Origin of the sequence: Rossellomorea vietnamensis, assembly GCF_001305855.1 — a bacterium.
GTDB classification, from domain to species: Bacteria; Bacillota; Bacilli; order Bacillales; family Bacillaceae_B; genus Rossellomorea; species Rossellomorea vietnamensis_A.
Genome location: NZ_LIXZ01000017.1, coordinates 19,361 through 32,467 on the forward strand (window position 1 = coordinate 19,361; position 13,107 = coordinate 32,467).

The 13,107-nt window shown below is 43.9% G+C and carries 12 protein-coding genes and 2 riboswitches; of the genes, 8 read left to right on the forward strand and 4 right to left on the reverse strand.

Translation table 11 applies throughout. From position 1 onward, the window contains the following. The first annotated feature begins 95 nt into the window (after positions 1–95). The 6 genes from AM506_RS17500 (at position 96) to AM506_RS17525 (ending at position 6,024) form a co-directional block, all read left to right on the forward strand. On the forward strand, positions 96–680 hold the full coding sequence (locus tag AM506_RS17500; protein ID WP_060673848.1) for a DNA-3-methyladenine glycosylase: 585 nt from the start codon (positions 96–98) through the stop codon (positions 678–680). A gap of 104 nt (positions 681–784) precedes the next feature. Then, positions 785–865, forward strand: a riboswitch (cyclic di-GMP riboswitch). A 71-nt stretch (positions 866–936) separates the two neighbouring features. After that, a complete protein-coding gene (locus AM506_RS17505; RefSeq protein WP_060673850.1) occupies positions 937–1,647 on the forward strand; it encodes an EAL domain-containing protein in 711 nt (236 codons plus the stop codon). 129 nt (positions 1,648–1,776) lie between these two features. Beyond that, positions 1,777–3,756: an ABC transporter permease subunit gene (locus AM506_RS17510; RefSeq protein WP_060673852.1), complete on the forward strand. Its 1,980-nt coding sequence runs from the start codon at positions 1,777–1,779 to the stop codon at positions 3,754–3,756. Positions 3,757–3,770: 14 nt separating this feature from the next. Further along, on the forward strand, positions 3,771–4,232 hold the full coding sequence (locus AM506_RS17515; protein ID WP_060673854.1) for a helix-hairpin-helix domain-containing protein: 462 nt from the start codon (positions 3,771–3,773) through the stop codon (positions 4,230–4,232). Between the two features lie 138 nt (positions 4,233–4,370). Beyond that, positions 4,371–5,156: a divergent polysaccharide deacetylase family protein gene (locus AM506_RS17520; RefSeq protein WP_060673856.1), complete on the forward strand. Its 786-nt coding sequence runs from the start codon at positions 4,371–4,373 to the stop codon at positions 5,154–5,156. A 112-nt stretch (positions 5,157–5,268) separates the two neighbouring features. Then, positions 5,269–6,024: a (S)-benzoin forming benzil reductase gene (locus tag AM506_RS17525; protein ID WP_060673858.1), complete on the forward strand. Its 756-nt coding sequence runs from the start codon at positions 5,269–5,271 to the stop codon at positions 6,022–6,024. A gap of 104 nt (positions 6,025–6,128) precedes the next feature. Here the strand turns inward: AM506_RS17525 and AM506_RS17530 are convergent, their stop codons facing one another. Continuing rightward, on the reverse strand, positions 6,129–7,448 hold the full coding sequence (locus tag AM506_RS17530) for a Na+/H+ antiporter NhaC family protein (RefSeq protein ID WP_060673860.1): 1,320 nt from the start codon (positions 7,446–7,448) through the stop codon (positions 6,129–6,131). A gap of 82 nt (positions 7,449–7,530) precedes the next feature. After that, a riboswitch (SAM riboswitch) is annotated at positions 7,531–7,635 on the reverse strand. A gap of 215 nt (positions 7,636–7,850) precedes the next feature. Between AM506_RS17530 and AM506_RS17535 the strand changes: the two genes are divergently transcribed. Both AM506_RS17535 and AM506_RS17540 read left to right on the forward strand, forming a co-directional pair. Next, entirely contained in the window at positions 7,851–9,023 is a 1,173-nt protein-coding gene (locus AM506_RS17535) for an MFS transporter (protein WP_060673862.1), read from the forward strand. Positions 9,024–9,308: 285 nt separating this feature from the next. Continuing rightward, entirely contained in the window at positions 9,309–9,581 is a 273-nt protein-coding gene (locus AM506_RS17540; protein ID WP_051758445.1) for a DUF2187 family protein, read from the forward strand. A 102-nt stretch (positions 9,582–9,683) separates the two neighbouring features. Here AM506_RS17540 and AM506_RS17545 read toward each other — a convergent pair whose 3' ends face one another. The 3 genes from AM506_RS17545 to AM506_RS17555 form a co-directional block, all read right to left on the reverse strand. Then, entirely contained in the window at positions 9,684–9,941 is a 258-nt protein-coding gene (locus AM506_RS17545; RefSeq protein ID WP_060673947.1) for a YpbS family protein, read from the reverse strand. Between the two features lie 84 nt (positions 9,942–10,025). Continuing rightward, complete coding sequence (gene cls / locus AM506_RS17550; RefSeq protein WP_060673949.1) at positions 10,026–11,474, reverse strand: cardiolipin synthase; 1,449 nt, start codon at positions 11,472–11,474, stop codon at positions 10,026–10,028. A gap of 115 nt (positions 11,475–11,589) precedes the next feature. Beyond that, positions 11,590–13,023: an alanine/glycine:cation symporter family protein gene (locus AM506_RS17555; RefSeq protein ID WP_060673864.1), complete on the reverse strand. Its 1,434-nt coding sequence runs from the start codon at positions 13,021–13,023 to the stop codon at positions 11,590–11,592. Positions 13,024–13,107 lie beyond the last annotated feature (84 nt).

The window sequence follows — 13,107 nt, forward strand, 5'->3', positions numbered from 1 at the left end:
TGCCATGACCTTAGACCACGATCGTGCATTCTTGATTTAAATAAGCAAAGGTAGGGTACAAATAGATTAGACAATGCAGATAAGGAAGTGAAATCATGAAGGGTACACCTATGCCCCCAACCTTTTACGAGCAGCCGACTCTGGAGCTTGCAAAATCTCTGTTGGGGTGTGTGTTAGTGAAAGAAACGGAGGAAGGAATCGCTTCAGGTTATATTGTGGAAACAGAAGCTTACATGGGGCCGATAGACAGGGCCGCCCATAGTTATGGAAACAGGCGCACAAAGCGGACGGAAGTGATGTTCCATGAAGCTGGCCGCATTTATACATACGTCATGCATACTCACTGCCTCGTCAATGTAGTGAGTGGGGAAAGGGGGAAGCCTGAGGCGATTCTCATCAGAGCCGTCGAGCCCCTCCATGGGCAGGAGCTTATGGAAACGAGACGATCCGGTCATGTGAAGAAGAATTGGACCAATGGGCCGGGAAAGTTGACGAAGGCTCTTGGCATTACCATGGAGGACTATGGAGGGAGTTATTTACAACCGCCGCTTATGATCACAGAGGGGTATCAACCTGAAAACATCACGGCAGGGAAACGAATCGGGATTGATAACACAGGGGAAGCCAGGGATTATCCATGGCGGTTCTGGATTAGTGGCAATCCTTTTGTCTCAAGGTAGTCTTTCTTTATGAATTTTCTAATAATTTATAAAAAAATACACCCCATAAGTACTAGTTATGTGGTATATTTTTCTTATAAGAAAATATCTTTATAAGCTGACCATTCGACTGGGGGCTTTGAACCTAAATGATAGATGGGCGCTTACATTTAGGGGAGCCAGTAGCGCAACCGACCACATGCGAACGCGGGTAATGCGTTTTTGTGTGGTTTTTTTATGGGTAAGACCAAAATTAAAGAGAGAGTATAGGGGTCCTATGAACATCTTTACTATTTTTCAAGACGACTTTATCTACCATGATTTTCAGCCATTGTATGATATGGGTGAACATCGAACCCTCTATGCTTATGAGGGCCTTTTGCGAAATAAGTATAATGAAAATCCCGAAAGTGTATTTCAATCGGCCATGAAAGCAAATATCTTGTACAAACTGGATACGCTGTCCATATCAAAAGCCCTTGAAAGTTTTTCGGAGAATGGGATCAAGGACTGCAAGCTGTTTCTTAATATTTATATCACCACCATTCTGCACCCGAGCTTTCACACTTATTTTTCCAATCTTATGAACTGCCACCCTGACATCAAGGGACGGCTTGTGCTTGAAATTAATGAATCCAGTGCGGAAGAGCTATGGCAGAATCCGTTGTTGAAAGAATCTTTGAAGGAACTGAAGCAATTTGGTGTCTGGTATGCGATTGATGATTTCGGGCAGGGAACATCCTCCATCAAGAAATCCATTGAATATGAACCGGAAATCATCAAGCTTGACCGCTATTTCGCTATAAACCTGGCACAGGATGAAAAGAAACAGCGGTTCCTCTCTTTCTTCAGCCAATTTTACGGAAGTGATACGTTGATTGTTTTAGAGGGGATCGAAACAAAACAGGATATGCAGGTGGCAAGGGAAATCGGAATAACCATTGGACAGGGCTTTTATTTGGGAAAGCCGAGCCGGTTGCTGGCGTAGACAGGAAGAGTGACTCTGACTTAGAAGAGTCACTCTTTTTGTAATTGAATTGTCAGACTTGAAATAAAATTGAAAAATTTTAACGCTTCTATTAAACTGAGGAAAAAGAGAATAAAGGGGATTCAATGCATGAAATATCTCAAGTTTCCGATCAGGTTCTTGTTTTACTATTTTCTCGGTCTAATTGGGATTTTAGCCGTGAGTATTGCTCCGGAAGTGTTCAGGGAGAGAGGGTTATATAATGTTGTAGGCTACTTGGAGGAGTTCACCAAGTTCATCTTTGTTTTCATGGATGGGGCAAACTGGAGTTATTCATATAAGGGGGTTACCGTCGATTTCCTTGATATGCTGTGGGGACCATACCTGTATTCACTTCAAATTATCGGGGGCGCCCTGGGAATAGGGCTTGGGATAGCCTTTATTCTTACCGTCTTCACTGTATTTTTACCCCGGCCGATTACATCGGCTCTCAAGAAAGTATTAAATCTCCTGGAGACGGTGCCTGATTTAATGTTCGCGTTCATGCTCCAACTGGTGATTGTTTATGTGTTTAAATATTTCGGTGTGGAACTCATGAATTTTACAGAATTCGGGGAGGAGAAGATCTTTCTTGCCCCGATGATTACGTTGTCCATCATTCCGATGATCTCGTTCTTCCGTATCCTCATTTTCATAATGGAAGAAGAGTTGCTGAAGCCTCACATCGAATTTGCCCAGAGTAAGGGGATGTCGAAAGGGCGGATCCTCTTTTCACATGTTATGAAAAATATTTCACCCAGTCTTTTCTATCATGGAAAGCTGATCATCTGGGGGATGCTGTCGAGTCTGTTTATCATTGAAACCATTTTTAACATGAGAGGCATCACCTACTACATCATTCAGGATTTCAGGCCGATGGTGATCGCGATTTCATTGATTATGATCTACACACCTTTTTTTATCGTGTATCAAGGTGTCTATCTGTGGATTAATCACGAGAGCAGCGAAGATCACACGAAATATAAACGGGATAAAACAAAATGGACTGAATGGAAGATATGGGGCTTACTTTCAACCATCCGCAGGCTGTGGTGGCAGCATATGCATAACGGCAAGTTCGCCACCGGGTTCATTGTGATATTTGGTTTGATTACTGCCAGTTTCCTCTATTCAGCGTTGAAAGAAGAGCCGATCAAACAAATTCAATTTATGAAAAATGACGAAGGTAGAATCATCAGTGCCCCTCCTCATAAACCCTTTGGGGAGATGATCCTCGGATCCGATTTCTTTGGTTACAGCATTCTCGATCAGCTTATTGTAGGGGCAAAGTATACCCTGTTGTTTGCCTTGATTGTCGCCTCACTGCGTGTGATCGTCGGATTCTATCTTGGTATTGCCTATCATTTCCATTTGAAAGAAAGCAGGAAGAACTGGCTTGACCGGATGGTGGATTCCATTCATTTTCTTCCCATGAGTCTTATCGCTTACCTCTTATTAAGACCGGTCCTTTGGGGGCTGCCTGTGTTAGGTTGGGATCACTCGATCTTTGAAAGGCTGGTGTTCGAAGCCGTTGTGTTAACGATTCTTGTACTGCCGTTGACGACTGTGTTAATCGGGAATGAACTGAAACTAATAGGGAAGCAGGACTTTGTCCTATCAGCAAAGCTCCTAGGGGGGAGCAATAAGCATTTGCTCTGGACGCATCTATTCCCTCATCTGGCACCGCGGATGTTCATCATATGGGGGCAGCAATTCATCCAGACGCTTCTCATCCTCGTACATCTCGGATTATTTCATCTTTTCCTCGGGGGAACGATCATAACCGGCGGACTGGTTCCGGACCCTCCGAAATCCGGAACATTTGAATGGTCCGGCCTGATCAGTTCCACGAAGAATTCCCTTATGACCGGCAAGTACTGGATTGTCATTGCACCACTTGTTGCTTTCATGATTGCGATCATCGCCATGCAGCTCATCGTTCAAGGGGTGAAGGAAATCCAGCAAACGAAAGTCGGGGTGCTGATGAACAACAAACCGATCAAGGTGAAACGTAAAATAGTTAAAAAGAAAACCAACCGTCCAGCGGTGGAAGACTTCCAATTGGTCCGACAGCAAACCTATAAAGGATAAGGAGGAGAGGGAAATTGAGCAGAAAAAGCCCTAAACTTTCATTGACTGATAGCGAGAGGTCTGCACTCCGTAAAGCAAAGATACGACTCGGGGACATACATGAATTCTCTCCTGAAACTCTCCGGGAGAAACTAAACATTACGATGGAGAGATCCCGTTACTTAGTCGGCATATCCATTTTTCAACAGATTCCTTCCATAGGACCTAACATGGCTCACAATGTGGTTGAAGATCTGGGGTATTATACATTGGAAGAAATAAAAGGGGAGAAGGGAGAGGACCTCATCATCAATCTTGAAAAGAAATACGGTGTATGGATGGATCCCTGCGTGGAAGACTCACTCAGATGTGTCGTCCATCACGCCAAGCACCCGGGAAGCAGCAAGAACTGGTGGGACTTCACACCTGAAAGAAAAACATATCGCCAAACTCACGGCTACCCGGGAGACCGACCCACCAAAGCATGGGATCAATAGGTCCGTCCCTCCTGAACCCAAAGCCTGGAAGCATGATCATGCTTCCAGGCTTTCTTTTTTGCTGATTGGAGAGGGACGGACCTTCAATCGTATATCTTCCTCAAAATGGACATCATAAAGAAAAAGGAGTGATGCGAGATGAGAACCTTGGTTATCTGTTTACTTATGACTTTTTCTATTCAGACGTCCGTTTCAGCAAGAAACATCCTTCCCCTTCCGGCCCATCAGAATGAACTCGCGATTGTGATCGATGACCTGGGAAACGACATGAAAGGGACAGAGGAAATTCTGAGCCTTCCCGTCACGTTGACGATTGCCGTCATGCCTTTTCTCCCAACAACCAGGGCAGATGCGGAAAAGGCCCATAAAAATGGACATGAGGTCATTGTCCACCTTCCTATGGAACCGGTGTCGGGCAAAGCGAGCTGGCTTGGGCCGGGAGCAATCACGACTTCACTATCCGATGAAGAAATCAGGAAAAGAGTGGAGCGAGCCCTGGAAGAGGTTCCTTTTGCAGTGGGAGTCAATCATCATATGGGATCGAAGGCTACAGCCGATGAGCGGGTCATGAGGATTGTTCTCGGCATATGCAAGGAAAGGGGTTTATTCTATCTGGATAGTAAAACAACAGGGAAGAGTGTCATTCCGAAGCTCGCAAAGGAATTGGGTGTTCCCTACCTTGAAAACGAGTTATTCTTTGATGACGTCTACACCATTCAGCATATCGGGAAGCAGGCGAGGCTCCTTTCAAAGGAATTGGACAGTGATGATGCAACGATTGCGATCGGACATGTGGGAGTAACGGGCATGAAGGTGGCCACCATGTTAAAAGAATTTCTTCCCCTTTATGAGAAAAAAGCGGCAATCGTGCCACTGTCTGATCTCATACCGGAATACCATTTGATTGATGAAAGCATGCCTTGAGGGTGAACTTCCTTTGTGGACTTTTAAAAAAGAAAGGTTAAAACGATGCTTAATTTTTTGAGGAAAGAAAACTCTCCTTTATAATCAGTAGGTAAGAAGGAGATGATTCGAAATGGATTATGCAATTGTGACTGGAGCAACAAGGGGCTTAGGTGAGTCCGTCGCGAAGCTCTTTATTGAAAAGGGCATCGGTATCCTCAACATTTCCCGTTCAGATAATGATAATTTACAAAAGCTTGCACGGGAAAAAGAAGTATCGTATGAGTTCATTCCCTGTGATCTTTCTCAATCAGGACAAACAGAAGCCGTTTTCCGTGAAGTGGGGACAAAGGTATTTGAATCTGAAGCTGAGAAGATTTATGTCGTTCAAAATGCCGGAGTGGTAACACCGATCAATCCGTCGGGTGAAGTGGAAAATGAAGCAATGGAAACGAGTGTCAACGTTAACTTGCTGTCACCTATGATCGCCACCAATGAATTGATCAAAGCAGCCAAAGACTCCGAATCGAAAATGATCATGGTCAACATCAGTTCAGGAGCAGGAAGCCGTCCCGTTTATGGATGGAGTACGTATTGTGCAACGAAAGCCGGAGTCAATATGCTCACAGAAACCGTGAGCCTGGAGCTCTCTAATAAGCATAGCCGTCATCAGGTCATCGCATTCAGTCCAGGAGTAATGGATACGGATATGCAGGGGGAAATTCGTTCGTCCTCCAAAGAATCCTTTGCAGATGTTGAATCATTCCAGCGTTACAAAGATGAGGGGATGTTGCGCAGTCCGGACACCGTTGCAGGTGCACTGGTGGACCTCATAACCGAGACCGATATTGAAAGTGGAAAACTTTATCATGTAAATGATTTGTTATAGAAGATAAGCAGACTCCTTAAGGCGGGTCTGCTTTTTTTGATAAAAAAGGCAACCAAACAGAAGAAAAGAGACAAACCCAGAAGATTTGTCTCTTTTCTATCATATTATGAAGAACGAACCGTGTCTCTATCCGTAACGGATCTCCGCGTGAACTTCGGAAGGGCGAATTGAATCGCAATCAACCCGCACACGGCAATGAGAACAGGATAGAAAGCATATGGGATGATGCTCACCGGTGATATGCCGGCTACTTCTGCCACTAACAGTGCCTGTGCACCGTATGGAATCAACCCTTGAACGGCACAAGAGAAAATATCCAGGATACTGGCTGACTTACGGGCATCAACGCCAAACTTGTCGCTGAGCGTTTTGGCCAGTGGTCCAGCGATGATAATGGAAATCGTATTATTTGCTGTGCAAAGATTCGTTGAACTGACTAATCCCGCTGTAGCAAGCTGCGCTCCTTGGGGAGATTTAATCTTACGGGTGGCATGATAAAGGATTGCTTGAATCCCACCATTATGACGAATCAGTTCGACGACTCCTCCGATAAGGATGGAAAGGATCACAATCTCTGCCATACCCGTCATACCATCAGCTACACTGCCAAAGTAACTCGATGGGGTAAAGCTCCCATCAACAAATCCGATAATCCCTGCCAACACGATCCCGCCGATTAGAACGACAAATACGTTCAATCCTGCAAGGGCGCCGATGATGACTCCGAGGTAAGGGATGATTTTAACCCAATTGAAGCTTCCTGCGTCTACAGAGGATGGAGTCCCCATCGTAAGGATAAAAAGGATGACCATGGTAATGATTGCTGCCGGTAAGACAATGAAGAAGTTCACCTTGAACTTGTCCTTCATTTCGGTTTTCTGTGTACGTACGGCTGCAATCGTTGTATCCGAAATGAACGATAAGTTATCCCCGAACATCGCTCCTCCAATGACGGTGGCCATAGCAAGGGGCATTGAAATATCTGCTCCTGAACTGATGCCGACTCCGATCGGGGCAAGTGCTGCAATCGTCCCCATGGAAGTACCCATTGATAAGGAAATGAAAGCGGCAATGATGAATAATCCAACAATGATCAGATTACCAGGAAGTACAGACAGGGCAAAGTTGACGGTCGAATCAACGGCACCCATCTTTTCTGCTACACCGGAAAAGGCACCGGCTAATAGGAAGATAAAGACCATGATCATAATATCCGGGTGCCCGGCGCCTTTTGCGAACCGTTCCACCTTAGCGGTCAACGATTCTTTACGATTCATCGCCAGGGCTACAATAGATGCAATGATGATGGATACGAGAACAGGGAATGCATAAAAATCCCCCGAAAGAATTCCTGCTCCAAGGAACAGGGAAACAAATATGATCAAAGGCAATAAAGCCAGTAAATTACCTTTTTCTTGGTTCATGTCAAACACTCCTTTGTCGTGTGAAATCAAATAAAAAAACCTCTTCCAACATAAGAAGAGGTTTCATTCAAACGAAACACTCCTCTTATCTTTCAAGCATTACGCTTGCTGGATGTGGCACAGCACTCATCATGAGTCCGCTGCCGAGACATCACAGGGCCAGTCCCTCCGTCTCTCTGGATAAGAAGATATGTTATTCAGTTGATTTAAAATATACTTCCATACTTTAAAGGGTTTAATTGAAAAAGTCAAACGGTAATTTTATGGAAAATAAAATGAAGGTCCTGGATGCCATTGCCCGGTAAACCGTGACTTTATCCATAAAAAGGCATAAATTCATAGACAATTGAACGGTCAAGGTCTACTATTAGATAGACAAAAAACATCTTGGGGGATACGGTAGTGGAAAGAAATGTACGAAATCAAATTTTTACGTTACAAGGGTTTTATCTATTAACGTTCTTCGGGGTTGGAAGTTTATATCCTTTACTCAGTGTGTATTTAAGTGAAAGTGTGGGATTGAATGGCTATCAGATCGGAACCATCATGTCGGTCGGCCCGATCATGATGATTTTTTTTCAGCCCATATGGGGGATGGTCAGTGATACAACCAATAAGCCAACCGTCGTGCTAGGTTTAACTTCCTTAGTTGCAGGGATCTTTGCCCTTGGTTATTTATTCATGGATGTTTACTATGGATTGTTGGTGGTGGCGATTTTAGTTGCGATTTTCCAAAGCGCCATCATCCCCGTGTCCGACAGCATCAGCTTGAAGTATATAAGTAAAGTCCGTTATAACTACGGTAATATCCGTCTATTCGGCTCATTGGGATTCGGGATTGCCGTGTTCATCATGGGGAGGCTTTCAGAGGGATTCATCGGCCCGACGATCATTTTCTACTCGTTCTTTATCTGCCTGGTCCTTTCCGGGTTCCTATCCTTCCGTTTTCCTAAAGAGAGAGCGGCGGCAAAGCTTGATTTGAAAGCCGGGATGAAAGAATTATTCACGATGAAAAAATTTCTGATCTTCCTGGCCGTCACATTCCTGGTATTCGGACCGAATTTGGCCAACAATGTGTATTTCGGATTATTCGTGGAAGATTCAGGTGGTACTTACGCCGGAATTGGCCTTGCATTTCTAATCGCCGTCCTATCAGAAGTGCCGTTTATGAGAATCGCGGGAGGGTGGATTGATAAGTTCGGTCTCTTGACCGTAGCGGCGCTGGCGGGTGCCGCATCCATGATCCGCTGGCTGTTTTACTTTACGGAACCAAGTCTATGGCTGGTATATTCTTCAGCAGTGATGCAGGGTCTTGCCATCGGATTATTCATTCCGGCCGGTCTCCGCTACATTAAAGAAATCACACCGGCACATATTACAGCTACTGCCGTTACCGTCTATTCCGCCATCGGAAATGGCCTCGGGAATTGGTTCAGTACCTTCGTGGGAGGTTTCATCTATGAAACATACTCCATTTACACGGTATACCTCTTCTTCGCAGTCCTCTCACTCCTTGGCATCTTCCTCTGCTTCGTCCTAATGAAAGAAGAAAAGAAGAATGCATTAGCTTACTAAAAAACAGGCATCCGCTACCCACGGATGCCTATTTTTTATGTAATTAAGCAAAAAGGAAGGATTTTCCTTATTGTTTGTATAAGTATATATAAGTGGCTTAATTCACTGCTGAATGTGCAGCTCAAAAAAAGAAAATCTTTAAAGGTTTTGACTTTATGTTTTTGTGGTACAAAAAGGATAAGTCATTCATTGAAATTTATATAAATACAAGTTAAAATAACATTATTAGAAAATTCTTTCAATTAAAAAGAGAACGATCACTTTAACTAAAAAGGGGACTTTAAAATGGAAAATACATTCGTTTACTCAAAAGAGAATGCAAACCTTGGGGATACAATTCAGTTTAAAAGGAAGAAGCATGTTATCAATGGTGTCGTCACGACCTTAAGAGAAAATACCGTCATCGTCAAAATGGATAGGGAGATCGCGAAGAAACTGGACTTACCCGATGATCAAACTGTCGTAGCACATAAAAACTATGTGGTGACAGAGCGAGCAGAGAACGATACACAACCTGTATTTGTTTATGATGGGTGGAATAGCGCATTAAAAGCCTAAGTTTCCGCCTTCAAATAAAGTAACCCTGAAACGACCTCACCATCAGGATGGATGAAGACGCATCAGGGTTATTTATCATGTAAAGTCTGAGTCAAGGTTATCTTATTTTAATCTCGCCACATACTCCTCAACCATTTCTGTTGTCACAAGCTTTCTTTGCGGAACGACCCCACGTCTGGCAAGGACATTGATTTCATTCGTTACTTGATTAATATGATCCGTTGTAAAAGGTTTCCCGGCAGAACAAAGCTGAACGGCTTCGTCAATCGCTTTTTCTCTTTGCTCATCCAGTATCATAAATTGCTGGACAAGCTGATTTTGCTTGTTGGAATGCTTGGAAATTTCTTTATGTACACTCACGATTTCATCCCTCTCTTTTTCTTTCACATAATAACTCTATTATGCCTTTTTCTATCTACAGATGGCAATGTCCAATCATCCCTTCTATAAGATGGGGGACAACAGCCTTGATATGGATTCCTTCACTTTAATCATCAAAGATCTTCCATTATAATCTTCCAACGTTAATTCCCTGCTCTTTTCAATATCATTTCTAAACACAACTCCCAGATTTTCAGAAAGAGTCTGATCATATAAAAAGGCATTGACCTCGAAGTTTAAACGAAAGCTCCGTACATCGATATTGGCTGTGCCGACAGAGGAAATGACTTCATCGACGACAATGGTTTTGGCATGTATAAATCCATTATCATAAATATAGATCTTCACGCCGGCTTTCAGAAGCTCCCCGATATAGGAATACGTCGCCCAATAAACAAATAGATGGTCCGGTTTATTCGGGATCATGATCCTGACATCCACCCCCGTAAGTGAGGCGATCCTTAATGAATCGAGTAGGCTCACGTCAGGAATGAAATAAGGAGTCTGAATGAAGATGGATTCCTTGGCAGATGAGATCATTTTGATATAGCCGTTTTTTATCTGTTCCCATTCCGAGTCTGGGCCGCATGTGACAATCTGAACCCCTGCATCCCCCGTAAAGGAAGGCGGGGGGAAGTACCGCAGATTAAAGGCAATCTTCTTCGACCGGCTTGCCTGATTCCAATCGAGGATGAACCGTGTCTGCATGGCGAGGGCAGAACTGCCTGCGATTCTGAGGTGGGTATCCCGCCAATAACCGAACTTGGGATTCAAGCCGAGGTATTCATCCCCGATATTAAAGCCGCCTACATAGCCAACCTTCCCATCGATGATCACCAGCTTTCTGTGATTTCGATAGTTTAAGCGGAGATTGATAAAGGGAATCTTCGAAGGGAAAAACACTTCCACCTCTCCACCGGCAGAGAGGAGGTCTTTAAAGAACCCCCGCCTCGTTCGCCGGGACCCCATTTCATCATATAGGACCCTGACCTTTACGCCTTCTTTCGCTTTTTCTGTAAGCTTCTTCAAGATGCGCTTTCCTAACTGATCTTTCTTGAAAATATAATATTGAATATGAATATGATCCTCTGCAGCTTCAATGTCTTCTATCAATGCTTCAAACTTATCTTCTCCATGTGTAAACAACGTGACCTCATTATCCTGGGTCAAGAGAGCCTCATTATTGATCAGGTGCATATAGATCAGATCCCGATAATGGAAGGAAACCTCATTTTTAAAAGGGAAACGTTGCTCCTTCAAGGACTGGATCTGATAGTGAATCAATCCTTCGATTCCGATCTTCTTCATATCCTCCCAGTCAAATAATCTTTTCCTGCTCAAGTTTTGCCCGAATACCAAATAGAGGATGAACCCCAGAAATGGAATGAAAAACAACACCATCAGCCAGGCCCAGGTCGCTCCCGCATCTTTCCGCTCTAAGAATATGATAACAGCGGCAAGGATCAGGTTAAGAAAAAATAATACCCCTAGAAGAGCAGATAGGATACTCATCATGTCATGGCTCCTTTGACTTACTTTCTATCAATAGTATACCTGAGAATGGAATAGAAAAAAATGACAAGAAAAAAGAGCAGGGGCCTGCTCCTGCTCTTTGGTATAAGGTTTATTATTCATTTACTGCTTTTTTAGGCATGTCACTTTGGCGCTTTGGCCAGCATTCTACATTCTTTAAACCAGGAATGTCATCTGCATAGAAGACAGGATCCAATCCTTGACGACGCTGCGTCATATAGTTGTCCAAAGCTTTAAAGGCAATCGGTGCCAGGATACCGATTGCAGCCAAGTTCGTAAGGGCCATCAAGGCCATTGAAAAGTCAGCCAGGCTCCAGACGATATCAAGACTTGCGACAGACCCGAAGATCACCATTCCCAGTGCAATAAAGCGGTAGATCATAAGTCCGGTCTTGCTTTTATTAATGAATGGGAGATTGGCTTCACCATAATAATAACTCCCAATGATGGAACTGAAGGCAAAGGTAAAGATGGCAATCGCCAGAAAGATTCCGGCCCATGAGTTAAAGTGTTCAGACATGGCTGCTTGAGATAGTTCGATTCCCGTCAAACCGGAACCGTAGGCGTCTGACGTTAAAATGATAAAGGCCGTTGCGGAACATACTAGAATCGTATCAAAGAATACCCCCAGTGCCTGGATGAACCCCTGCTTGACAGGGTGGGAAACCGATGCCGTAGCCGCCGCATTCGGTGCACTACCCATTCCTGCTTCATTGGAGAATAGCCCACGCTTTACGCCGTTCATGATCGCAGCTCCAATACCCCCACCGACGACTTGTTCAAAGCCGAAGGCACTCTTGAAAATCATGGCGATGACGCCGGGCATTTCAGTGATATTCGTAATGACTACAAATAGAGCGAGTACAATATAAAAGCCTGCCATGATCGGTACAATGAAAGATGAAAAGTTGGCTATGCGTTTAACACCGCCAAAGATGATGAGTGCAGTCAATCCGGCCAGTACAATTCCAATGACCAACGTATTGATGCCAAATGAATTACTGAAGGCCGTTGCGATGGTATTACTTTGGACAGCATTAAAGGTTGTACCAAAGGATAGGATGATGGTAACCGCAAAGATCGAACTCATCCAGGGCTTGCCCAGTTGTTTCTTCATATAGTAGCCAGGGCCGCCTTTAAATCCAACCGTATCCTTTTCTTTATAAATCTGTGCCAATGTGCTTTCCACAAAGGCGCTTGCTCCTCCCAGAATGGCGACCAGCCACATCCAGAAGACCGCTCCAGGTCCCCCAATTGCTAAGGCAATGGCTACTCCTGCTAAATTACCTGTACCAATTCGAGTACCTGCTCCAATAAAGAATGCCTGTAAGGAAGAAATCTGCTTTTCCCCTTCTGCTTCGACGACATCCTTATCCCCTAATAATCGAATCATTTCACCTAAGTGGCGAATTTGAACAAATCTAGATCCGATTGTGAAGTACAATCCTAAAATGAGAAGTACTCCGATTAATATATACCCCCATAATATGGAGTTTGCTTCCGTGACTAAATTGTTTAAAATATCCATGATAACCCCCTCGAAAATTTGTGTTGGTTACATGTATTATTATCTGAAAATTAAAAATGAAAGTCAAGTTATTATCTGAATATT